At 71.3% G+C, this 22,381-nt stretch carries 24 protein-coding genes; 21 read left to right on the top strand and 3 right to left on the bottom strand.

The genetic code is table 11. From position 1 onward, the window contains the following. The 8 genes from ABD844_RS44245 to ABD844_RS44210 form a co-directional block, all read left to right on the top strand. Window positions 1-658: cbb3-type cytochrome c oxidase subunit I (locus ABD844_RS44245; RefSeq protein WP_344892932.1), on the top strand; the 658-nt coding region annotated here is incomplete at its 5' end. After that, window positions 594-827 (top strand): hypothetical protein, encoded by a 234-nt coding sequence (locus ABD844_RS44240; protein WP_344892930.1) that lies wholly within the window; start codon window positions 594-596, stop codon window positions 825-827. The genes ABD844_RS44245 and ABD844_RS44240, both read left to right, overlap by 65 nt. A 5-nt stretch (window positions 828-832) precedes the next feature. Beyond that, the gene (frdA, locus tag ABD844_RS44235; RefSeq protein ID WP_344892928.1) at window positions 833-2,572 is read left to right on the top strand and encodes a fumarate reductase (quinol) flavoprotein subunit; all 1,740 of its coding nucleotides are present in this window, start codon (window positions 833-835) and stop codon (window positions 2,570-2,572) included. Continuing rightward, entirely contained in the window at window positions 2,565-3,326 is a 762-nt protein-coding gene (sdhB, locus tag ABD844_RS44230; RefSeq protein WP_344892926.1) for a succinate dehydrogenase iron-sulfur subunit, read from the top strand. Before frdA ends, sdhB begins: the two co-directional genes overlap by 8 nt. Continuing rightward, window positions 3,323-3,739, top strand: a complete 417-nt coding sequence (locus ABD844_RS44225) for a hypothetical protein (protein ID WP_344892923.1) — start codon at window positions 3,323-3,325, stop codon at window positions 3,737-3,739. Before sdhB ends, ABD844_RS44225 begins: the two co-directional genes overlap by 4 nt. Beyond that, a complete protein-coding gene (gene frdD, locus ABD844_RS44220; RefSeq protein WP_344892921.1) occupies window positions 3,736-4,086 on the top strand; it encodes a fumarate reductase subunit FrdD in 351 nt (116 codons plus the stop codon). Before ABD844_RS44225 ends, frdD begins: the two co-directional genes overlap by 4 nt. A gap of 135 nt (window positions 4,087-4,221) precedes the next feature. Beyond that, window positions 4,222-6,969, top strand: coding sequence for an immune inhibitor A domain-containing protein (locus ABD844_RS44215; RefSeq protein WP_344892918.1), 2,748 nt, complete (start codon window positions 4,222-4,224; stop codon window positions 6,967-6,969). A gap of 46 nt (window positions 6,970-7,015) precedes the next feature. Further along, complete coding sequence (locus ABD844_RS44210) at window positions 7,016-7,954, top strand: diacylglycerol/lipid kinase family protein (RefSeq protein WP_344892915.1); 939 nt, start codon at window positions 7,016-7,018, stop codon at window positions 7,952-7,954. A gap of 124 nt (window positions 7,955-8,078) precedes the next feature. Here ABD844_RS44210 and ABD844_RS44205 read toward each other — a convergent pair whose 3' ends face one another. Then, window positions 8,079-8,852: an SWIM zinc finger family protein gene (locus ABD844_RS44205; protein ID WP_344892912.1), complete on the bottom strand. Its 774-nt coding sequence runs from the start codon at window positions 8,850-8,852 to the stop codon at window positions 8,079-8,081. Then, on the bottom strand, window positions 8,852-11,917 hold the full coding sequence (locus ABD844_RS44200) for an SNF2-related protein (RefSeq protein ID WP_344892909.1): 3,066 nt from the start codon (window positions 11,915-11,917) through the stop codon (window positions 8,852-8,854). The genes ABD844_RS44205 and ABD844_RS44200 overlap by 1 nt, the downstream gene beginning before the upstream one ends. Window positions 11,918-12,007: 90 nt before the next feature. On the opposite strand from ABD844_RS44200, the gene ABD844_RS44195 reads away from it, so the two are divergent. The 11 genes from ABD844_RS44195 (at window position 12,008) to ABD844_RS44145 (ending at window position 19,845) form a co-directional block, all read left to right on the top strand. Beyond that, a complete protein-coding gene (locus ABD844_RS44195; protein WP_344892906.1) occupies window positions 12,008-12,775 on the top strand; it encodes a class I SAM-dependent methyltransferase in 768 nt (255 codons plus the stop codon). Window positions 12,776-12,792: 17 nt separating this feature from the next. Continuing rightward, window positions 12,793-12,957: a hypothetical protein gene (locus ABD844_RS44190; RefSeq protein WP_344892903.1), complete on the top strand. Its 165-nt coding sequence runs from the start codon at window positions 12,793-12,795 to the stop codon at window positions 12,955-12,957. A gap of 118 nt (window positions 12,958-13,075) precedes the next feature. Next, window positions 13,076-13,456 (top strand): phage holin family protein, encoded by a 381-nt coding sequence (locus tag ABD844_RS44185; RefSeq protein ID WP_344892900.1) that lies wholly within the window; start codon window positions 13,076-13,078, stop codon window positions 13,454-13,456. Further along, complete coding sequence (locus tag ABD844_RS44180; protein WP_344892898.1) at window positions 13,453-14,250, top strand: DUF3618 domain-containing protein; 798 nt, start codon at window positions 13,453-13,455, stop codon at window positions 14,248-14,250. The genes ABD844_RS44185 and ABD844_RS44180 overlap by 4 nt, the downstream gene beginning before the upstream one ends. A gap of 37 nt (window positions 14,251-14,287) precedes the next feature. Beyond that, window positions 14,288-14,707, top strand: coding sequence for a protease inhibitor I42 family protein (locus ABD844_RS44175; protein ID WP_344892895.1), 420 nt, complete (start codon window positions 14,288-14,290; stop codon window positions 14,705-14,707). A gap of 52 nt (window positions 14,708-14,759) precedes the next feature. Next, window positions 14,760-15,479, top strand: coding sequence for a DUF1838 family protein (locus ABD844_RS44170; RefSeq protein ID WP_344892892.1), 720 nt, complete (start codon window positions 14,760-14,762; stop codon window positions 15,477-15,479). Then, window positions 15,476-15,925 carry an HIT family protein gene (locus ABD844_RS44165; RefSeq protein ID WP_344892889.1) on the top strand — a complete coding sequence of 150 codons (450 nt, stop codon included), beginning with the start codon at window positions 15,476-15,478 and terminating at the stop codon, window positions 15,923-15,925. Before ABD844_RS44170 ends, ABD844_RS44165 begins: the two co-directional genes overlap by 4 nt. Before the next feature lie 166 nt (window positions 15,926-16,091). Continuing rightward, window positions 16,092-17,201 (top strand): sensor histidine kinase, encoded by a 1,110-nt coding sequence (locus ABD844_RS44160; RefSeq protein WP_425568757.1) that lies wholly within the window; start codon window positions 16,092-16,094, stop codon window positions 17,199-17,201. Window positions 17,202-17,234: 33 nt separating this feature from the next. Next, entirely contained in the window at window positions 17,235-17,987 is a 753-nt protein-coding gene (locus tag ABD844_RS44155; protein ID WP_344892886.1) for a LytR/AlgR family response regulator transcription factor, read from the top strand. Next, on the top strand, window positions 17,984-18,361 hold the full coding sequence (locus ABD844_RS44150) for a hypothetical protein (RefSeq protein ID WP_344892883.1): 378 nt from the start codon (window positions 17,984-17,986) through the stop codon (window positions 18,359-18,361). The genes ABD844_RS44155 and ABD844_RS44150 overlap by 4 nt, the downstream gene beginning before the upstream one ends. After that, window positions 18,358-19,845 (top strand): sodium/solute symporter, encoded by a 1,488-nt coding sequence (locus ABD844_RS44145; protein ID WP_344892880.1) that lies wholly within the window; start codon window positions 18,358-18,360, stop codon window positions 19,843-19,845. Before ABD844_RS44150 ends, ABD844_RS44145 begins: the two co-directional genes overlap by 4 nt. Here ABD844_RS44145 and ABD844_RS44140 read toward each other — a convergent pair. Further along, window positions 19,842-20,369 carry an HD domain-containing protein gene (locus tag ABD844_RS44140; RefSeq protein WP_344892877.1) on the bottom strand — a complete coding sequence of 176 codons (528 nt, stop codon included), beginning with the start codon at window positions 20,367-20,369 and terminating at the stop codon, window positions 19,842-19,844. The two genes, ABD844_RS44145 and ABD844_RS44140, sit on opposite strands and share 4 nt — an antisense overlap. A gap of 230 nt (window positions 20,370-20,599) precedes the next feature. Between ABD844_RS44140 and ABD844_RS44135 the strand changes: the two genes are divergently transcribed. Together ABD844_RS44135 and phnC are read left to right on the top strand one after the other, a co-directional pair. Continuing rightward, the gene (locus ABD844_RS44135) at window positions 20,600-21,520 is read left to right on the top strand and encodes a phosphate/phosphite/phosphonate ABC transporter substrate-binding protein (RefSeq protein ID WP_344892874.1); all 921 of its coding nucleotides are present in this window, start codon (window positions 20,600-20,602) and stop codon (window positions 21,518-21,520) included. Beyond that, window positions 21,517-22,275 carry a phosphonate ABC transporter ATP-binding protein gene (gene phnC, locus ABD844_RS44130; protein ID WP_344892871.1) on the top strand — a complete coding sequence of 253 codons (759 nt, stop codon included), beginning with the start codon at window positions 21,517-21,519 and terminating at the stop codon, window positions 22,273-22,275. Before ABD844_RS44135 ends, phnC begins: the two co-directional genes overlap by 4 nt. Window positions 22,276-22,381 lie beyond the last annotated feature (106 nt).

Genomic DNA, 22,381 nt, shown 5'->3' with positions numbered 1-22,381 from the left:
GGCGCACTTCCACTACGTGGTCTTCGGCACCGTCGTGTTCGCGATGTTCGCCGGGTTCTACTTCTGGTGGCCGAAGATGACCGGCAGGATGCTCGACGACAAGCTCGGCAAGGCGCACTTCTGGACCCTGTTCATCGGCTTCCACACCACCTTCCTCATCCAGCACGTGCTCGGCCAGCTCGGCATGCCCCGCCGCTACGCCGACTACGGCCAGGCCGACGGCTTCACCGCGTTCAACCAGATCTCGTCCGTGGGCGCGTTCCTGCTGGGCGCCTCGACGCTGCCGTTCCTCTACAACGTCTGGAAGACCGCCAGGCGCGCGCCCAAGGTCACGGTCGACGACCCCTGGGGCTACGGGAACTCGCTGGAGTGGGCCACGAGCTGCCCGCCGCCGCGCCACAACTTCACCCGCATGCCGCCCATCCGCTCCGAGCGGCCCGCCTTTGACCTGCACTACCCCGGGCGCCGCGGGACGAGGGCCCCGGCGACCGCGAGAGGCTCGCGGCCGACGGGCGTGAGCCCCCCGAGGTGCCGCCGCGCGACGACGCACCCGGCTGACCCCCTGACGTTTCGCCCGTCCGAGGAGATCGGCGATGACAGGCATGAAGCTCCCCTTCGATCCCGAGCAGGCGCCCTGCGGCAAGCCGTCCGGCGGTGAACGTTTCGTCGACGACGACGGTCACGGCCTGGTGATCCGCGACCAGTTCTTCGACTGCGGCTGCCGCCGGATCCGGCACGATTACCACGACGGCAGCATCCACCTGTCGGCAGTCCGCCACGACGGCAAACGCGTCAAGGACCCGATAGAACCCGACCACGGGAAGTGACCCAAATGATCGATGTGCTCATCGTCGGGGGCGGCGGAGCGGGCTTGAGAGCGGCCATCGCGGTCGCCGAGACGGATCCCTCTCTCAGGGTGGCGGTCGTGTCGAAGGTCTACCCGATGCGCAGCCACACCGTCTCCGCGGAGGGCGGGGCCGCCGCGGTGATCGGCATCGACGACACGCTCGACGAGCACTGCTACGACACGATCTCGGGCGGCGACTGGCTCTGCGACCAGGACGCGGTGGAGGCGTTCGTACGTGAGGCGCCATCGGAGCTGATCCAGCTCGAACACTGGGGCTGCCCCTGGAGCCGGGAGAGCGACGGCCGGGTCTCGGTGCGCCCGTTCGGCGGCATGAAGAAGATGCGCACCTGGTACGCCGCCGACAAGACCGGCTTCCACCTCCTGCACACGCTCTTCCAGACGACACTGAAACACCAGGAGATCATCAGGTACGACGAGTGGTACGTCACCAAGCTCGTCGTGGACGACGGCCGCGTCCACGGGGTCGTCGCCGTCGAGCTGCGGACCGGTCGCATCGAGGCCATCCCCGCCAGGACCGTCATCCTGGCCACCGGCGGCTGCGGCAAGGTCTTCCCCTTCACCACGAACGCCGCCATCAAGACCGGCGACGGCATGGCCCTGGCCTACCGGGAGGGCGCCCCGCTCAAGGACATGGAGTTCGTCCAGTACCACCCCACCGGCCTGCCGTTCACCGGGATCCTCATCACCGAGGCGGCCAGGGCGGAGGGCGGCTGGCTGATCAACAAGGACGGCTACCGCTATCTGCAGGACTACGACCTCGGCAGCCCCACGCCCACGCCGAAGCTGCGCAGCATGGAGCTGGGCCCGCGCGACCGGCTCTCGCAGGCGTTCGTGCACGAGCAGAGCAGGGGCCGCACCGCGGACACGCCGTACGGCCCGGTCGTCTACCTGGACCTGCGCCACCTCGGCGCGGCGAAGATCGACTCCCGCATCCCGTTCGTGCGCGAGTTGTGCCGCAGCTACCAGAACCTCGACCCGGCCACCGACCTGATCCCCGTGCGCCCGGTCGTGCACTACATGATGGGCGGCGTCCACACCGACCTGCACGGCGCCACCACGATCGCCGGGCTGTTCGCGGCCGGGGAGACCGCCTGCGTGAGCATCAACGGCGCCAACCGGCTCGGCTCCAACTCGCTGGCCGAGATCCTCGTCTTCGGCCGCAGGGCCGGCCTGGCCGCCGCCGAGTTCGCCAGGTCACATCGCGGCGAGGGCGCGGGGGCGGCGGCCGTACGGAGTCAGGAGCGGGACGAGCGGCGGCGGTTGGAAGGCGCCCGCGGGGGCAGCAGCCACGGTGAGCGGATCGCCGACCTGCGCGAGCAGATGCAGCACACGCTCGAAGGGGCCGCCGGCATCTACCGCACGGGCGACGCGCTGACCAAGGCCGTCGATACGCTCGCGGACCTGCGCGAGCGCGCCAAGGAGGCCCGCGTGGACGACACCAGCACGGCGTTCAACACCGAGCTGATCAACCTTCAGGAACTGCACGGCATGCTGGAGCTCGCGCAGACCATCGTGGCCTGCGCGCTGAACAGGCAGGAGTCGCGCGGCGCCCACCAGCGCACCGACTTCACCGCGAGGGACGACGAGACCTATCTGGCGCACTCCCTCGTGCACCGCGCACCCGACGGCACGCCGTCCGTCGGGCTGCTGCCCGTGACGATCACCCGCTGGCCTCCGGGAGAAAGGGTGTATGGCCGTGACTGACACGACGGAAGCGGTAGGGCAGGCGGCGGGCACGCGGACCATCCGCCTGGAGGTGGCCAGGTACCGCCCGGGGGAGGACGCCGAGCCGGTCTTCCAGGGCTACGACGTGCCCCTGCTGCCCGACTGGGCGGTGCTCGACGCGCTCAACCACATCAAGGACCAGCTCGACGGCAGCCTGTCATACCGCTGGTCGTGCCGCATGGGCGTGTGCGGCTCGTGCGGCATGACCGTCAACGGCGAGCCCCGGCTGACGTGCGGGGCCTTCCTCAGCGAGTACGGCGACGGTCCGATCAGGATCGAGCCGCTGAAGGGATTCCCGGTCATCAGGGACCTGGTGGTGGACATCGACGACTTCCTGGCCAAGCTGTCGTCGGTGCGGCCCTGGCTGATCAGGGAGGGCGAGGAGCCGCCGCTGACCACCGAGTACGCCCAGACGCCCGAGCAACTGGAGGCGTACAAGCAGTACAGCATGTGCATCAACTGCCTGCTGTGCTACTCGGCCTGCCCGGTCTACGTGCTCGACCCCGACTTCCTCGGCCCGGCCTCGATCGCGCTGGCCCAGCGCTACAACCTGGACTCGCGGGACATGGGCGACCGCTTCGACGTGCTCAACACGGACGACGCCGTGTGGGGGTGCACGTTCGTCGGCGAGTGCACCAGGGTCTGCCCCAAGCACGTGGACCCGGCCGAGGCCATCCAGCGCTACAAGCTGACCGCCGCCCTGCGCTCGGTGCTCCCGTGGAGCAGGCGGTGAACGCGCGGACGGGAGGGGAGATCGACCGTTCGGGTGACTACCGGCCGGGGCGCGACTGGCTCTGGTTCGCCCGCAGGCGCACGTACGCGGTGTTCGTGCTGCGCGAGCTGACCAGCGTGCTCGTGGCCTGGACGATCGTGTTCCTGCTGATGCTCACCGACGCGGTGCTGGGCGGGAGCCTGCCCGAGTTCGCGGCGCTGGCCGCCCGGCCGTGGATGATCGCGATCAACGTGGTGGCGCTGGCCGCGACCGTCTTCCACGCGATCACGTTCCTGAACCTGGCGCCCAAGGCCACCGTCGTCCGGCTGGACGGCTACCGGCTGCCCGCGTGGCTGATCCAGGGCGGCAATCACACGCTCTGGCTGGTGGTCTCCCTGGTCATCGCCTTCTTCGTGCTGAGGGGATTTCAATGAGGCGCACGCCGGAGCCGTACCTGTGGCTGCTGTTCAGCGGCGGGGGAGTGGTGGCGGCGCTGGTGCTGCCGGTGCTGGTGCTGCTGTTCGGGGTGCTCATGCCGCTGGGCGTGGTGGACTGGCCGACGGCCGAGCACCTGCGCGGGCTCCTCAGTCACGTGCTCGTACGCCTCGCGCTGGTCGTGGTCGTCGTGCTCTGCCTGTTCCACGCGGCGCACCGGATCCGGTTCACCAGCGAGGAACTGTTCGGCATCGCCCGATTCGACCTGCCGATCGCGCTGCTCTGCTACGGGGCGGCCGTGGCGGGCGGGGTCGTCGCGGCGGTGTTCATGTTCGGGCCACGATGAGTTCATGTGACGAATGTCGTAGTTTGATCACGTTTCAACAACGTACTTTACGATGCCTTGACCCACCCTCTAGCGTCCGGCATTGCCACCCTTTTGGCCATCGCGCCCGGCGATCCCGGGCAGAGAGGGTTCCTGGTGCCCAGCACAAAGCGCCTGTTAGCAACGGTCCCGGCGGTCGCCATCCTCGGTGCCGCCCTGACGGTGCCCCCGGCTCAGGCGACCTCCGTCGCCCGCTACGAGCCCACCGCCTCGGACTACTACATCAACTACGCTCCTCCACAGGTCGAGAAGGACGTGAAGGAGCCCACGCTCAACGACAACCAGAAGGCCCGCTCGCTCACTCCGGCCCAGAAGTACGACCGGAAGTTCAGCAGCGGCAACCCGGCTGCCGGTCGCGTCCTCGCCGAACGCGAGAACGAGGCCATCAGAACCGGCCGCAACCCCGCTGAATGGATCTTCAAGAAGTCCAAGCAGACGCGTACGGCCAAGCTCCTGACCGTCCTGGTCGAGTTCGACGAGCAGGCCAACGACGACTTCTCCGGCTTCAACCGGCTGCGTACCGTCAACAGCGGCCCCAACGACTGCGCGGTCGAGCCGGCGGGCACGCTCAAGAACGGCCCGCTGCACAACAACATCCCCGACCCGGCCACGCTGCCGCAGAAGGACAACAACTCCTTCTGGGTCAAGGACTTCAGCACCGAGCACTTCAACAAGATGCTCTACACCGACACGGGCATCACCGAGCGCGTGCGTCCCGACCTGAAGGACCCGCGCGACGGCAAGGCCGGCATCGACATCTCCGGCTTCACGATGAAGAAGATGTACGAGGAGATGTCGAAGGGCGCCTACTCGGTCACCGGCTCCGCGGTCGGCTGGATCAAGGTCCCGCACTCCGAGGCGTGGTACGGCGCCGCGGCCTGCGGCGGCGCACCCCAGGACATGTCGGGCCACCCCGACAACCCGCTCGGCGCGCAGCAGCTTCCCATCGACACGGTCGAGGCGCTGGCCAAGTCGCAGCCCGACTTCCCGTGGGCCGACTACGACGTCGAGGACATCTCCGACGCCGACGGCGACGGCAACTTCGCCGAGCCCGACGGCGTGATCGACCACCTGGTGCTCGTGCACGCCGGCAAGGACAAGTCGTCCGACGGCGGCGCCGAGGGCACGTACGCGATCTGGGCCCACTCCAGCGCGGTCGCCGGCGGCTACAAGATCCCCGGCACCGACAAGAAGATCTCGAACTACATCGTGCAGCCCGAGGACTCCGGCGTCGGCGTCTTCGCCCACGAGTACGGCCACGACCTTGGCCTGCCCGACCTGTACGACACCTCCGGCCAGGCCAGCTCCGCGGTGGACTTCTGGGACCTGATGTCCAGTGGCTCCCACTCAGGCCCCATCTTCCAGTCGATGCCCAGCCACATGGGCCTCTGGGACAAGTGGGTGCTCGGCTGGGCGAACCCGAAGGTGTTCAACCCGGGCGACGCCGCCAAGCTCGTCACGGTCGGCCAGTCCTCGCGAACGCCCAAGCTCACCCAGGACGGCGTCCGGGTGAACCTGGACTCCTCGCCGGTCAAGATGATCGACGTCCACAGCGGCTCGAACGCCTGGTGGAGCGGGCTCGACCAGGACTGGGCCAACCTCACGGTGAGCCGCGACCTGCCCGTCCCGGCCGGCACCGACCTCAAGCTGTGGATGTGGAACAACTACGAGATCGAGCCCGACTGGGACTTCGGCTTCGTCGAGGTCTCGACCGACGGCGGCGAGTCGTGGACCCAGCAGAAGATCTACGACGAGGCCGGCAACGAGGTCAGCACGCCCGACGACTACCCGGACCCGAACAAGAACCTCAAGGCGTTCGGCAACAAGAAGTACGGTCTCACCGGTGACACCGGCGGCGCCTGGCGGCACGACTACGTCGACCTGACGCCGTTCGCGGGGCAGACGATCAAGCTGCGGCTGGCGTACAACACCGACGCCGCCTTCCAGATGCGCGGCTGGCACGTGGACGACTTCGAGCTGACCAACGGCGGCGCCCCCGTGTGGAGCGACGACGTGGAGAGCGACACCGGCTGGAAGCCGGTCCACGGCACGTTCACCAACACCAGCGGCGAGGGCTGGACCCGCAACAACGGCGAGCGCGAGATCTCCCGCTTCTACCTGGCCGAGTGGCGCAACTTCGACGGCTTCGACAAGGGCCTGGCCTACACCTACGACACCGACTACCTCCGTGAGGGGGCGTGGAAGGTGCAGAAGGTGAAGTACAACGCCCCCGGCCTGCTGGTGTGGTACCGCGACTCGACGTTCATCAACAACAACGTCGGCGACACCCTCCGCAACCCGCCGAGCGTGGGGCCCAAGGGCAGCCTGCTGGTCGTGGACTCCCACTACGAGCCGTTGCGGCGCACCGGGACCGCGGCCGAGAAGGACCCGACGCTCAACAAGAACCTGCAGGGCCGCGTCCAGACCTCCAACGCCGCGTTCGGGTTCGGCAAGACGTACCCGTTCAAGGAGTGCCTGGAGGCGGCGGACGAGCCGTACAGCACGTACTGCACGGACTTCCCCGCGCAGAAGGGCGTCTCGACGTTCACCGACGCCAAGACCTGGTACCCGGGCCTCGAGGTGATCGACGGCGGCCTGTACTACCGGGACTTCGACGCCTCGGTGGTCGTGCCGTCGAAGGGCGACCAGAGCTACACCACCCGCGTGGTGCACCAGGACGGCACCCCGGCCACGGAGCTGTACGGCCAGGTGGCCGCCGGCTCGGTGCTCGGCACCGGCAACCCCGGTGACGAGGGCAAGGCTCTGGGCGTGCAGTTCAAGCTGGTGAGCCCGCTGCCGGGCAACCTGGGCGCCATCGTCCACGTGGTCCCGCCGAAGAAGTGAATCAAGGGGCCGCCAGGAACCCTGGCGGCCCCTAACATGGGTGACCATGAGCGAATTGCGCACCAAGGGCGAGCACACCGAGGCGATCCGGAGGGATCGCCGGGTGGCGGTGGTGGTGAACACTCGCTCGCGCCGCGGCCGACGCCACTACTTCGAGGTGATCGAGCAGATCCACAACCTCGGGTTCGAGCCGTTGGCGGAGCTGTCGGTCTACAACCCCAAGCGCCTGCGCGACCTGCTCGACACGGCCCTCGCCACCGATCCCGACCTGCTCATCGTCGGTGGCGGCGACGGCACCCTGTCCTCCGCCGTGCGCCACGTCGCCCACCGCGACGTGGCGCTCGGCGTCCTGCCGCTCGGCACCACCAACAACTTCGCCCGCAGCCTGGGCCTGCCGCTCGACCTGGCGGGGGCGATCAGGGTGTTCGCCACCGGCAAGGTGGCCGACATCGACCTCGGCATGGCCGACGACCGGCCGTTCGCCAACCTGGCCAGCTTCGGGGTGTCCGTCGAGGTGGCGGGCAAGGTCAAGCCCTGGCTCAAGCGCGTCGTGGGCCGCCCGGCCTACCCGCTGACGGCGCTGACGATCCTGCCGAACCACCGGCCGTTCCGCGCGTACATCACGGTGGAGGGGGAGCGGCACGAGCTGCTCACCCACCAGCTCAACATCGCCAACGGCCGCTTCCACGGCGGCTGGCAGGTGGCCCGCGACATCAGCATCGACAACGGCATGCTGGTGGCCTACCAGCTCGGCTCCGGCAAGAAGCTGCGCCTGCTCGGCGAGACCCTGATCAGGGCGACGACCGGCCGGTGGCGCAGCCTGGCCGGCGGGCCGTTCGTGATGGGCAGGGAGATGCTGCTGGAGACCGACCCGCCGATGGCCGCCGACGTCGACGGAGAGGTGCGGCTACGCACCCCGATCAGGCTCCGCGTGGTTCCGAACGGGGTGCGTGTCATGGTGCCGGCCGATTTCGAGGACCGCTGAGTCAGCGGTTCACGCCCAGGAGAAACCCATTGTTCCGCCCTTCCTCACGTACGGCTGCTCTCTACCCACGGTAATCGAACGCTCGCGGTACGTCACGGGCGGGAACGTGTAACAAGGGCTTACCTCACGCCTCCGCCAGCCCCCGGTAGGCCGGGGTGAGCGGCCCGGCCAGGTCGCCCGGCGGCGGGAAGACCCGCAGCAGCAGGTCGGGCTCGGCCACCGGACGCCGGCCCTCCGGGCGGTGCGCCGTCGCGCCGGGGGCGTAGAAGTCGGCCAGCCGGTCGGCGAAGGGCACGTCGTCGACCGTCAGCGGGTCGGCCGCCGGCTCGTCGGCCAGCGAACCCAGCAACTGCTCGCGGGTGCGCCCGCGCCAGGCCAGCACCAGGAACGGATCGTCGTCGAACGACTCGGCCAGCAGGTAGAGCACCGCCGACAGGTGCTTGCACGGGAAACCCCAGTCGGGGCACGAGCAGTCCATGTCGAGGTCGCGCGGGAACAGGTCGACGCCCAGCGCGGCGAACAACTCCTCGATCTCCGGCGGCATCTCACCCGCCAGAAGCCTGGCCCGGTGGACGGCCTGCGCCGCGATCGACTCCTCGATGGTGCTCCACCGGGCCTCGTCGTACGCCTCGATCCTGACCACCACCTCGTACGGGCGGCGCCGCGAGCCCTGCACGGCGGCCCTGACCTCGCCCGGCGTCAGATCGATGGACAGCACCTGGCCCTGGCGGGCGTAGGCCCGGCCGCGCGAGAGGCGTCCCTTGTCGCAGACGCGCTCCAGGAGGTCGATGAACCGGCGCGACCACCAGGTGGAGCCGATGCTGCCGCGCCGCGTACGCGCCTTGAGTCCGCCCTCGACCCTGATCGGCCCGGCGCCGTCGTACCATCCGCGCGGCATCAGCCCACCCCCTCGGCGGTCAGCCTGAACACCTCGCGCAGCTCCTCGGTGGACAGGTCGGTCAGCCAGTCCTCCCCGGTGCCCACGACCCGCTCGGCCAGCGCCTTCTTGCGCTCGATCATCTGGTCGACGCGCTCTTCCAGGGTGCCGGCGCAGATGAGCTTGCGCACCTGGACGTTCTTGCGCTGCCCGATGCGGAAGGCGCGGTCGGTGGCCTGGTCTTCGACGGCCGGGTTCCACCAGCGGTCGACGTGGACGACGTGGTTGGCCGCGGTCAGGTTGAGCCCGACCCCGGCGGCCCTGAGCGAGAGCACGAACAGCGTGGGCTCGGGGTCGTTCTGGAACCTGTCGACCAGGCGGTCGCGGGTCTTCTTCGGCAGGCCGCCGTGCAGCCACAGGACCGGGCGGTCGAGGCGCTGGGCGAGGTAGGGCTGGAGCATCGTCCCGAACTCGGCGTACTGGGTGAACAGCAGCGCCTTCTCCCCCTCCGCCAGGATCTCCTCGCAGAGCTGCTCCAGCCGGGCCAGCTTGCCGGACCTGCCCGCCAGGCGCGAGCCGTCCTTGAGCAGGTGGGCGGGGTGGTTGCAGACCTGCTTGAGCTTGGCCATGGCCGACAGGACCAGCCCGCGCCGCTCGACGCCCTCACTGCTGTCGATCTTGGTCAGCATGTCGTCCACGACGGCCTGGTAGAGCGTGGCCTGCTCGGTCGTGAGCGGACACCACTCCTTGACCTCCAGCTTCTCCGGCAGGTCCGAGATGATCGACCGGTCGGTCTTGAGGCGGCGCAGGATGAACGGGCCCGTCGCCCGCTTGAGCGCCCGTGCCGCCTGCTCGTCCTGGCGGGCCTCGATCGGCTCCTGGAAGCGGGTCCTGAACCGGGCACGCGGCCCCAGCAGGCCAGGATTGGCGAACTCCATGATCGACCAGAGCTCGGCCAGGTGATTCTCCACGGGGGTGCCCGTCAGGGCGAGCCTGGTGCCCGTGGGGATCGAGCGTACGGCCCTGGCCTGCAACGTGCCGCTGTTCTTGATCGCCTGGGCCTCGTCGCACACGACCCGGTGCCAGGTGACGTCCTTGAGCGTCTCCAGGTCGCGCTGGGCGGTGCCGTACGTGGTGATCACCAGGTCGGCCCGGCCGATCTCGGCGGCGTCGCGCCCGCTGCCGTGGTGCACGTAGACCCGCAGCCCCGGCGCGAACCTGGCCGCCTCCCGCTGCCAGTTCCCGACCAGCGACATCGGGCACACCAGCAGCGTCGGGGCGTCGGCGCGCTCGTGCACGAGCAGGGCCAGCGTGGTGATCGTCTTGCCCAGCCCCATGTCGTCGGCCAGCACGCCGCCCAGCCCCAGCTCCGACAGGAAGCTCAGCCACGCCAGCCCGCGCTCCTGGTAGGGCCGCAGGGTGGCGTCGAGACCCGGCGGCGTGGCCAGCGGGACCAGCCGCCGCTCGGCCTGTCCGGACAGCAGGTCGCCGAGCACCCCGTCGGCGTCGACTTCCAGCAGCGGCAGCTCCTCGTCGCCGCTCTGCACGACCTGCCGCAGGATCTCGGCGGCACTGGCCTCACCCGTACGGCTGCCCGCCACGGCCTTCAGCGCCGCCCTGAGCTGCCGGTCGTCCAGCTCCACCCACTGGCCGCGGACCCGGACCAGCGGCACCTTGAGCCGGGCCAGCTCGGCCAGCTCCGCCTCGCTGATCGTCTCGTCGCCCACCGCGAGGTCGACGCGGAAGTCCACCAGCTCCCGCAGGCCGAACCCCTGGCTCACCGTCGCCGTCTGCGCCTTGGCGCGCGTGGTGAGCTTGAGACCCAGCCTGGTCCGGCCGGCCCAGCGCGGCAACTGCACGCCGAACCCGGCAGCCTGCAGCAGCGGCGCGGCCTGCCGCAGGAACCCGAACGCGCCGGCCGTGTCGAGGGCCAGCCCGCTCGGCTCGGGCACGCGCAGGGCCCGGTCGAGCTCCGGATACAGCCTGACCGCCCGGCCCAGCCCGGCCAGCAGCTCCCGCTCCGGCCTGCCCGGCAGCCCGGTCACGCGCCCGCCGCTCCAGACGTCGGCGGCCGGGACGTAGAGGCTGGGGTCGTCGGCCGCCTGCAGGGCCAGCTCCACCCGCCAGTCGTCGGTGTCGGCGGGCTCCAGCAGGCGGAAGCACACGCGCGTGGCCCCTTCCGCGGCGGCCACCGCCTCGTGCCACCTGTCCAGCTCACGGCGCAGCTCGGGGTCGTCGGGGCAGGCGGCGGACTCACCGGTGAGCGCGGCCAGCCAGCGCTCCCTGAGCGTTCTGGGCGGCCTGGCGATCAGCGGCGCGGTGAGCGTCCGGCGGACCAGGGCGTCGGTGAACGTCTCCAGCGCCGCGCGCAGGACGTCGGCGGAACGGCGCTCGACGCCGGACGTGCGGCAGGCGGGCGGCATGGCCACGGCCAGCTCACGGAAGTACGCGGCGTCGGCCCCGGTGAGCACCGGCCGCCACCTGGCCTGGGCGTCGTCCGGCGGGATCTCCCACATGGCCGTCGAACCGGGCGGGGCGGCGACGGCGTCGTCGCGGCGGACGGCGGGCGCCACCAGGTGCGGGACGACGCGGCCCCGGCGTACCAGGTCGTGGGCGAACGCGGCGACGGCCGCCCAGTGACGCAGGGTCGCGGTGCCGACGTGGGCGGGCAGAGCGTCGGCGGTCGGGGCTGGGGCTGGGGCTGGGGCTGGGGCTGAGGCGGGAGCGGGGGCAGGGGCGGTCAGAGTGGAGCCGGTCAGCAGGCGCAGCGCGTCGGCGGCGGGTGGGACGACGGCGGGCACCTGCCACAGCCGCAGCCGCGGCCGGGTCACCTCCGCCAGCCTCCCGGTCTCGGGGGAGGGCAGCGGCTCGGCGGCCGAGCCGGGCAGGAGCAGCTCCAGCACCTCCGACTCCGGAGCCCCGGGCGGTGAGCCGAGGCCGAGCACGGCGGCGACCTCCTGCGCGGAGGCGGCGTGCGGATGGGGACGCGCGCCTGTGCCACGGCCGGGACGTCTCGCGGCGGCGGCGTCGACGGTCTCCGCCCAGAAGGCGAGCCCGCCCTCCGCCCAGACTCCGTGTACCAGCACCCCGGCAGGCTACCCCTGATCAGCGGGAGATCGGGCCTCGGGACAGGGGGCCGCCGAGGCGCGGAGATCGTTTCCGCTTAGGATCCTGACATGAGGTTTTCGGGGGCCGAGGGCGCCTGGCGGGCCGGGCTGGGCACGTTGCGGGACGTCGTCCGCCAGGAGCTGGTCACCCGGCAGCTCGCCGAGCACCTCCCCGCCACCCCGTGCCGCATCCTCGACGTCGGGTCCGGCCAGGGCACGCAGGCGCTCAGGATGGCGGCCAGGGGCCACCACGTCACCGCGCTCGACGCCTCCCGCGAGCTGCTCGGCCTCCTGGAGGCCGGGATCCAGCCGGGCATGCGCGTGCGTACCGTGCAGGCCGAGGCGGAGCGGCTGGGGGAGCTGTTCGAGCCGGGCGGCTTCGACGCCGTCGTCTGCCACGGCGTGCTGATGTACGTCGACGACCCCGGCCCGCTCCTCGCCGGTCTGGCCCGCGTGCTGGCCCCCGGCGGACTGCTGTCGCTGCTGGTGCGCAACGGCGACGCCCTGGCCATGCGGCCCGGCCTGACGGGCGACTGGCAGGGCGCGCTGCGGGCGTTCGGCCAGACCGGTTACCTCAACAGGATCGGCGTCGAGGCCAGGGCCGACCGGCTCGGCGACCTGGTGGGGCGGCTGGGTGAGGAGGGGCTGGCGGTACGCCGGTGGTACGGCGTACGCGTGTTCACCGACACCGCCCCCGGCGACGCGCCGATCCCCGGTGACCTCGACGACCTGCTCGCGGCCGAGGAAGAGGCCGGCAGGACCGACCCCTACCGCGCGGTGGCCGCGCTGACCCACCTCGTCTGCGGCCATGAAAGCCCCGGGGCCGCCCGCGGCTGAAGGAGTAGGCTGAAGGTATGAAACCTCCCGGATCGTGGTGTGAGCGGCCCGAGCCGCAGGCTCCCTCGTGCGAGCTGCCGTCCCCGTGGAGCAGGCCGAAGCAGCCCGACAACTGGTGCGAGGTCCAGAAGGACCCGGTCGTGTCCGTGCTCGGGTTCCTCCTCAAGGCGGCCAAGCGATAGGTCCCCAGCACACGCCGCCGGGCGATGCGGCGTGCCCGAGCGGTGATATGGGCGTTTTGTGGGGATAAAAGGCCATTTGTCTGGGTAGTCGCTCTCCTCAGCGGAGGAGGCGAGCGTCGTGAACGACACCCACAAGCTGGTCAACGATCTCTCCGAGCAGGTTTCCCGGCTCGTGAAGGACGAGCTCCGCCTGGCCAGGATGGAGCTGGCGGAGAAGGGCAAGCGGGCGGGCTTCGGCGCGGGGCTGTTCGGCGCGGCCGGGATGGCCGCGTTCTTCGGCGGCGCGACCCTCGTGGCCGCCGTCGTGCTGCTCCTCGCCCTGGTGCTGCCCGGATGGGCGGCCGCCGCGATCGTGGCGGCCGTGCTCTTCGTCATCGCCGCCCTGCTCGGCCTGTTCGGCAGGAACGAGGTCAAGCGGGTCGGGCCGCCTGTCCCGGCGGAGACCATCGCGAGTGTCAAGGCCGACATCGACATGGTCAAGGAGAGGGCGCGGCGATGAGCGAGACCGAAGCCGGATTCGGCGAGCGGCATGCCGGTGACGTCGGAGCCCGCCGGGCGACCGTGGGCACGCCGACCGAGCCGGAATCCATCAACGTCCCCCCGACCAGGCCGGGCGCCGCCGAGAACGCGCGCAGGTTCGAGGCGGACCGCCGGGCGCACGAGACGTACGCCCCCGAGATCCCCGCCTCCGCGGAATGGTCCTCCCCGATCCTGCGCAGGTGGGAAGGGGAGGAGCCGGTGAAGGGGGCGCACGGGGTGGCAGCGGACGACGTACGTGCGGACATCAGGAGGACCCGGCGAGAGCTGGGGGAGACCCTCAGCGCCCTGGCCCGCAAGACCGACGTCAAGACCCGCGCGAGGCACGCCGCGAAGACGGCGGGGGGTCGCGTCGCGGACGCCCTGGCGCGGGCGGGGAGGCGGCCGGGCGTGCTCGCCGCGGTCGCGGGCACCGCGGCCATGGTGACCGCGTTCGTGGTGCACGGCGTGGTGCATGGCGTGGTGCACCGCAGCCACATGACGCGTCGCGCGATGCGCCGCCGTCACAACGCGCGTCCCATGACGCGGGACACCCTGCACCGCCGTCGCCACACGCGTCACGTGACGAACCCGCGCCACATGACCCGGCACATGACCCGCCACATGACCCGGCACATGACCCGCCACATGACCCGGCACATGACCCGCCGCATGGCCCGGCACATGGCCCGCCACATGACTCGTCACCTGATGAGCCACATGATGAGCCGCGTGCAGCCCCACGTCGTGCGTCGCCGTCGCCGGCCGCGCGGGTGAGCGGCCGGCCGGGCGATTGCGGCGATACGCTGCTGGGATGATGCGTCGAACGGCCGCCGCCACCCTCCTCGGTCTGCTCCTGGTGGCGGGGTGTGCTGCCGGGTCGGCGGTGAGCGACTACGGCAAGGTGATCAAGGGGTCGGCGGACGCGACCGTGCGGGCGGAGGTCCGGCCGGGGCAGCGCTTCTCGCTGACCGTCCCCGACAACCCCTCCGTGGGCGACGACTGGGAGCTGGTGGAGGTGCCCGACGCGAAGGTGGCCTCGTTCATCAGCGAGGAGCACGAAGGAGAGTCCGACCTGCCCGGGGCGGGCGGCACCGCGTACTTCGTCTTCAACGGCAAGCAGCCGGGCTCGACCGAGATCAGGCTCCGCAACTGCCGGATGTGCCGGCAGACGCCCGCTCCCGAGGGCGGCGGGCAGACGGTGGAGGCGGTCTTCGTCATCACCGTCGGGTGAGCCCCCGGAGGGGGTTCCCTGGGGGGCGTGGTGACGGGCTAGTGTGCAGATCATGGACTTCATCCGGGTGCGCGCCTCGTCCGACGGGGCGGAGACGATCTCCTACTGGACAGGCGACGTCTACGGCTGGCAGGACGACGACGGGCCGCACCACCTGTTCGGGTTCGAGGGGCTCAACGTGGCCAGGGCGGTCGAGTCCGACGGCGGCTGGCAGCTCCTGACCAGGGAGGCCGCCCTCTACCTCGACCCCCGCACCAGGCAGGCGATCGACACGTGGGACAACCCGTTCACCGGGCGCGCGGTCGAGGTGCAGCACGTCTTCAACGACCCGGTCAACCAGCGGCTGGGCGCCTACCCGGTGCCGGAGACGCGGCTGGGCGGCCAGGTCGTCTACAACGTGGACGTCCGGCTGGCCTACCCCTCGCCGCTCAAGGTGGCCGACTACCCGGACAACTCGGCGAACGACACCTACCGGGCGCTGGAGCTGTTCCAGTTCTTCGCCTCGGCGGCCGACCTCGAGTCGGGCGTGCCCGACGTGCCGTGCGTGTTCTCGTGGTGCCGGGTCTCGCCCTGGCTGCCGTGGATGGCCATGGGGTCGCGCGGGGGCGGGCTGGTCTACCACTGCCGGGGCGCCAAGGTGGCCGAGGTGCCGGGGAAGCTGGCCGAGCGGGTGGGCGAGCACTTCCTGCACGCGCCTGACGAGTGGACGACGCCCAACGTGTCGAGCTGGACGGCCTTCAGGGACCGGGCGGCGGATAAGGTCGGGCCGTGAGCACTGAGGGCACCCAGCCGGGCACCGGGGCAGGCGCCGGGGCGGGCGCCGACCTGTTCTGCGAGATCATCGCCGGCCGGCGCCCGGCCACCGTGGTGGCCTCCGACGAGGTGGCGGTCTCCATCCTCGACATCCGGCCGGTCTTCAAGGGCCACGTGCTGGTCGTGCCGCGCGTGCACGTCGAGACGCTCGCCGATCTCGCCGACGTGGGGCCGTTCTTCGAGCGCGTGCGGGCCATGGCGCGGGCGGTGGAGGAGGGGCTGCAGGCGGGCGGCACGTTCGTGGCACTGAACAACCGCGTCAGCCAGAGCGTGCCCCACCTGCACGTGCACGTGGTGCCGCGCAACAGGAAAGACGGACTGCGCGGCTTCTTCTGGCCGCGCACCACGTACGCCTCCGCCGAGGAGGCCCAGTCGTACGCCGACCTCATAGCGAAGGCCCTGTGAGCCGCGGACCCGGCGGAAAAGGGCGGCCCGGACACCGGACGGTCGGCGGCCGGGGCTAGGCTCTGACCGCGTGGAGTACCTGGTCGGCGTGCGCGTGGAGTACCTGGTCGGCGTGGCCGTCGTCGCGGTGCTCGTCGGTGTGCCCGCGTTCGTGCTCTGGCGGGTGATGCGGGGGCGGCGTGAGCTGGGCACGAGCCCGGCCGAGCGGGCCACGTTCGAGACCCTGCACACCGCCTCGCTGGCGGGGCCGCCGCTGCGGGCCGGGCTGACCGCCGACGGCGCCGAGCGCGCCTCCCGCCACCTGCGCGCCCTGCTGGGTTCGGCCGCCCTGGCCGTCACCGACGTCGAACGGCTGCTCGTCTACGACGGCGCGGGCGACGACCACCACGCGGACCAGGCGTTCGAGCACGCCGAGGCCACCCTCAACGACGGCCGCACGCAGGTCCTGACCATCGACTGCGACCTGCTCGAATGCCCGATCCGGCACGCCGTCGTGGTGCCGCTGACCACCGACGACCGGGTGGTCGGCGCGCTGGCCGCCTACGGGCAGACCGCCTCCGCGGGGCTGGTCAGGGCCGCGCAGGAGGTGGCGGGCTGGGTGGACTCGCAACTGGAGCTGGCCGAGCTGGACCGCTCCCGCACGCTGCTCATGGAGGCCGAGGTGCGGGCGCTGCGGGCGCAGATCTCGCCGCACTTCATCTACAACTCGCTCACCACGATCGCCTCCTTCGTCCGCACCGACCCGGAGCGGGCGCGGGAGCTGCTGCTGGAGTTCGCCGACTTCACCCGCTACTCCTTCCGGCGGCACGGAGAGTTCACCACGCTGGCCGAGGAACTGCGCTCGATCGACCGCTACCTGATACTCGAACGGGCCAGGTTCGGCGACCAGCTCCAGGTCACGCTGCGCATCGCGCCGGAGGTGCTGCCGGTCGCGGTGCCGTTCCTGTGCCTGCAGCCGCTGGTCGAGAACGCCGTCCGGCACGGTCTGGAGAGCAGGAACGGCGTCGGCCGCATCACGATCATCGCCGAGGACGCGGGCGCGGAGTGCCGCATCAGCGTCGAGGACGACGGGCTCGGCATGGACCCCGACCGGCTGCGCCGCATCCTCGCGGGTGAGATCACCCCGGCGGGCGGCGTCGGGCTGGCGAACGTGGACGAACGGCTGCGTCAGGTGTACGGCGACGACTACGGTCTCGTGGTCGAGACGGCCAGCGGCGCGGGCACCAAGGTCAACATCAGGTTGCCGAAGTATCACCCAGGTGTCTCCGCCCGTTGACCTCGATCTTTGTTGTCGGTTTCATCACTGTCTATGGCACTTCTACGGGTCCTCGCGGTCGACGACGAGCTACCCGCCCTCGAAGACCTGTCGTACCTGCTGCGCGCCGACCCCCGCATCGGCGAGGTGGCCACCGCCAGGGACGGCGCGGCGGCGCTACGGCTGCTCGACCGCGCCATCGCCGACGGGCGGCCGATCGACGCGGTGTTCCTGGACATCCGGATGCGCGGGCTCGACGGGGTGGTTCTGGGGCGGCTGCTGTCGCAGTTCGCCAACCCGCCGCGGGTGGTGTTCGTGACCGCGTACGAGGAGCACGCGGTGGACGCGTTCGAGATCAAGGCGGAGGACTACCTGCTCAAGCCCGTACGCCCGGAGCGGCTGGCGGAGGCGATCCGGCGGGTGGCGGTCTCGGCGGACGTGCCGGTGGAGGGCGGCGGCGAGAGCGACACGATCCCCGTCGAGTTGGGCGGGGTGACCCGGTTCGTCTCCAGCGCCGACGTCGTCTACGTCGAGGCGCAGGGCGACTACGCTCGCCTGCACACGGCCTCGGGCAGTCACCTCGTCCGGATCCCGCTGGCCACCCTGGAGGAGCGGTGGGCCTCGGCCGGGTTCGTCCGGGTGCACCGCAGCCACCTGGTGGCCGTCAAGCACATCGAGGAGCTGCACATCGACTCCGGCAAGTGCACCGTCCGGGTCGGCGACACCGAGCTGCCGGTCAGCCGTCGGCACACGCGTGAGCTGCGCGACCTGCTGGTGCGGCGGGCCAGGAAGGGCAGGCACGAATGAGCCCCGACCCGCGTGACCGCCGGGTCACCGTGACCAGCCCGCGCGCGGCCGCCACCCGCCGTCCCCGGTACCCCGCCACCCGGGAGATCGACGAGCAGACCCGGCTCGGCGAGGTCTACATGCGCTCGCTCCTGCGCACCCAGTTCCGGCTGGCGTTGTTCGTCTGCACGGTGCTGGCCTGCGTGATCGGCGGGCTGCCGCTGCTGTTCCTGCTCATCCCCGAGCTGCGCGAGGTGCACCTGCTCGGCCTGCCCCTCCCGTGGGCGGTGCTGGCCGGCCTCATCTACCCTGCCTTCGTCATCGGCGCCTGGCTCTACGTACGCCAGGCCGAGCGCAACGAGCGCAGCTTCGCCGAGCTGGTCGAGCGCCGATGAGCCTGACGGCGGTGGTCGTGGTCGTGGTGGCGGCCGTGCTCATCGGGGCGTTCGGGATCAGGGTCTCGCGCACGACCTCCGACTTCTACGTCGCCTCCCGTACGGTCAGCCCGCTCTGGAACGCCTCGGCCATCGGCGGCGAGTACCTGTCGGCGGCCTCGTTCCTGGGCGTCGCCGGGCTCATCCTGTCCTTCGGCGTGGACATGCTCTGGCTGCCCGTGGGCTGGACCGGCGGGTACCTGGTGCTGCTGGTGCTGGTGTCGGCGCCGCTGCGGCGCTCGGGGGCGTACACGCTGCCGGACTTCGCCGAGGCCAGGCTGGAGTCGATGACCGTGCGCCGCACCGCGAGCGTGCTGGTCGTGCTGATCGGCTGGCTCTACCTCATGCCGCAGTTCCAGAGCGCGGGCCTGGTGCTGCGTACGATCACCGGCGCCCCCGTCTGGGTGGGCGGGCTGCTGGTCGCGGTCGTCGTCGCGGTGAACGTGCTGTCGGGCGGGATGCGGTCGATCACGTTCGTGCAGGCGTTCCAGTACTGGCTCAAGCTGACGGCGCTGGCGGTGCCGCTGGTGTTCCTGCTGATGGCCTGGCACGCGGACGGGGCACCGAACGTGAGCGCCGCCGACGCGGCCACCTGGCAGGTGCCGCTGGCCGGGGGCAGGGAGTACGGGCTCTACTCGACGTACTCGCTGATCCTGGCCACGTTCCTGGGGACGATGGGGCTGCCGCACGTGCTCGTGCGCTTCTACACCAACCCCGACGGGCGGGCCGCGCGGCGTACGACGCTGGTGGTGCTGTCGCTGCTCGGCGCCTTCTACCTGCTGCCCGCCGTGTACGGCTGGCTCGGCCGCATGTACGCCCCCGACCTCGTACGCACCGACACCGTCGTGCTGACGCTGCCCGCCCGCATGATCGGCGGCACGCTGGGCGACGTGCTGACCGCCCTGGTCACCGCAGGCGCGTTCGCCGCGTTCCTGTCGACCTCCTCGGGGCTGACCGTGTCGGTGGCCGGAGTGATCGCCCAGGACCTGCTCAAGGGCGGGGTGCGCTCGTTCAGGGTCGCCACGCTGATGGCGGTGGCGGTGCCGCTGGCCCTGGCGCTGTGGGCGCGGGCGCTGCCGGTCGCGGACGTGGTGGGGCTGGCCTTCGCGGTGGCGGCCTCGTCGTTCTGCCCGCTGCTCGTGCTGGGCATCTGGTGGCGGCGCCTGTCCACGACGGGTGCGCTGGCCGGGCTGTTCGTGGGGGGCGGGCTGGCGAGCGGGGCCGTCCTGGTGACGATCGTGGCCGGGCCGCAGGCGGGTCTGGCGGGGGCGCTGCTGGCCCAGCCGGCGGCGTGGACGGTGCCGATCGCGTTCGCGGTGATGGTGGCGGTGTCGTTCCTCTCCCCGCACCGGGTGCCGGCGGGCGTGGCCAGGACCATGGTGCGCCTGCACACCCCGGAGAACCTCGACCTCGACCGGGGCGACTGGCGTCCCCGCTCGTCCTAGCGCATCACCCGCTCGTACGCGGCGATCAGGTCCTCCATCGGGAGCACCGGGCCCTCGGGGTCCTTGGCGGTGTCGTCCCAGCGGCGCAGGGCCACCGCGTCGGACGACCACGCGTGGGCCTCGAACGCGGCCGTCTCCTCCGGCGACATCGGGCCGCCCTGGGCGCGCAGCGTGCGGACAGACACCGGGCTCAGCGTGTCGTGGTAGGCCGGGTCGACGGCGACCAGGTAGCGCTTGGCGGCCACGTGCTGCTCGATCGCCCAGGCCGAGCGCTCGGTCAGGTGGTCGCGGGCGAAGGCGGCGCCCGCCTGCTCGTGGGGCAGGCCCCGGTGGCGCTCGGCCACCGGGCGGGCGCGGCCCACGTCGTGGAAGGCGGCGGCCAGGACGAGTTCGTCGTCGGCTCCGGCGGCCACGGCGTGGGCGGCGGCCTGGAGGGCGTGGGTGCGCTGGTCGACGACCTCGCCGCCGTACGGGAGACCGGCGAGGCCCTCGAAGAGGTCGTGCAATTCATCCCGAGAAAGCATGACTCGTCCTCTTATGTGGAGATCGGTAAGGGCATCATGCGTCCCATCCGGCGACCGGACGATGTCGGAACGGTGGCCGCACACCGGCCGGAAGGTGACGGGCGAGGGGGTTCGTCCGGAGTTAACCCCTCGGTTCGTGCACCGTCAGGCGCGACTGACCTCTTCATCACTGTCGGCGACGAGCGTGACGAGCCGGATCTGCCACCTGCGACCAGCTCGGAGACCTGACTGTGAAACGTATCCTGACCGCCCTGGCCATGATCGGCGCGCTCGCGGCGGCGGGCTGCTCGTCCGCCGACGGCAGCACCGGCGGTGACGAGGTGCTGCGCTTCGCCGCCGTGCCGGTCGAGCAGAACATCGACCCGACGGCCGAGTACAAGGACATCATCGCGCTCATCGAGAAGAACACCGGCAGGAAGGTCGAGTTCGTCCGCTCGACCGACTACAACGCGGTGATCGAGGGCATGGTGTCCGGCAAGATCGACCTGGCCGAGTTCGGGCCGCTGTCGTACGTGCTCGCCAGGAGCAACGGCGCCAAGATCACGCCGATCGCGTCGATGGTCGAGAAGGGCGGCACGCCCACGTACCAGAGCTACGGCATCGTGCCGGCCAACAGCGAGATCACCGACCTCAACGGCTTCAAGGGCGCCAAGGTCTGCTTCGTCGACCCGGGCTCCACCTCCGGCTACCTCTTCCCGAGCCAGGGCCTGCTCGGTGCGGGCATCGACCCGAAGACGGGCGTGCAGCCGGTCATGGCCGGCGGCCACGACAACTCCGTGCTGTCGGTCGCCGACGGCAAGTGCGAGGCCGGCTTCTCCGAGAACGCCATGGTCGACCACATCCTCATCGACAAGGGCAAGCTCAAGGCCGGCCAGGTGAAGGTGGTGTGGAAGTCGGCGCCGATCCCCATGTCGCCCGTGGCCATGAGCGACGCGCTGCCCGCCGACGTCAAGGCCAAGCTCGTCCAGACCTTCACCAAGGACGCCACCAAGGACCGGCTCGTCCAGCTCGGCATCTGCGCGGACGAGGACTCCTGCCGGGTGACCGCCGACTCCTCCATCTGGGGCTTCCAGCCGGTGACCGACGCCACCTTCGACCCCGTACGCGAGGTGTGCGCGGCCACCCACAACGAGAAGTGCTCCACGGCATGACGGCGGTCGTCAGGACCAGGGGTCTGGTCAAGAGGTTCGGCGAGGTGAGCGCGTGCGCGGGGATCGACCTGACCGTGCGGCGGGGTGAGATCGTCGCGCTGCTCGGCCCTTCGGGCTCGGGCAAGTCGACGCTGCTGCGCCACCTCAACGGGCTGGCCAGGCCGGACTCGGGCGAGGTCGAGGTGCTGGGGGTCGACGTGGCCGCCGCCAAGGGCGCCGCTCTGCGGGCGCTGCGGCGCCGGGTCGGGGTCGTCTTCCAGCAGTTCAACCTCGTCGGACGGCTCACCGTGATGGAGAACGTGCTGCACGGCGCCCTGGGCCGGGTCCGAGGCCCCCGGTACGGCATCGTCACCTGGCCCCGGGCCGTCCGCGCGGAGGCGCTGGAGCACCTCGACCGGGTGGGCCTGGCGGACCGGGCCTACCAGCGGGCCGGGAGCCTGTCGGGCGGCCAGCAGCAGCGCGTGGCCATCGCCCGCGCCCTGTTGCAGCGGCCGGAGCTGGTGCTCGCCGACGAGCCCGTGGCCTCACTCGACCCGGAGACCGCCGCGTCCGTGATGGACCTGCTGGTCCGGGTGTGCCGGGAGGACGAGCTGACCATGGTGTGCACGTTGCACCAGATCGAGCTGGCGTTGCAGTGGACCCGCCGGGTGGTGGGCCTGCGGCTGGGGGAGGTGCGGCTGGACGAGCCCACGGAGGCGCTGGACGCGGTCCGCCTGCGAGGGCTGTACGCGTCCGCCCCCGTGACGGTCCCATGACGGCCCCGGCGATGGTCCGCAAGAGACGTGGGCCCGCGCCCGAGGCGACGGGAGGCGGGCCGGGAGCCCCGGACGGTGGCTCCGGAGGCGGGACTCCCCGGCCGGG

The organism is Nonomuraea antimicrobica, from assembly GCF_039536965.1.
In the GTDB taxonomy this organism is placed as follows: Bacteria; Actinomycetota; Actinomycetes; order Streptosporangiales; family Streptosporangiaceae; genus Nonomuraea; species Nonomuraea antimicrobica.
This window is presented reverse-complemented; position numbering and strand designations above follow the sequence as displayed.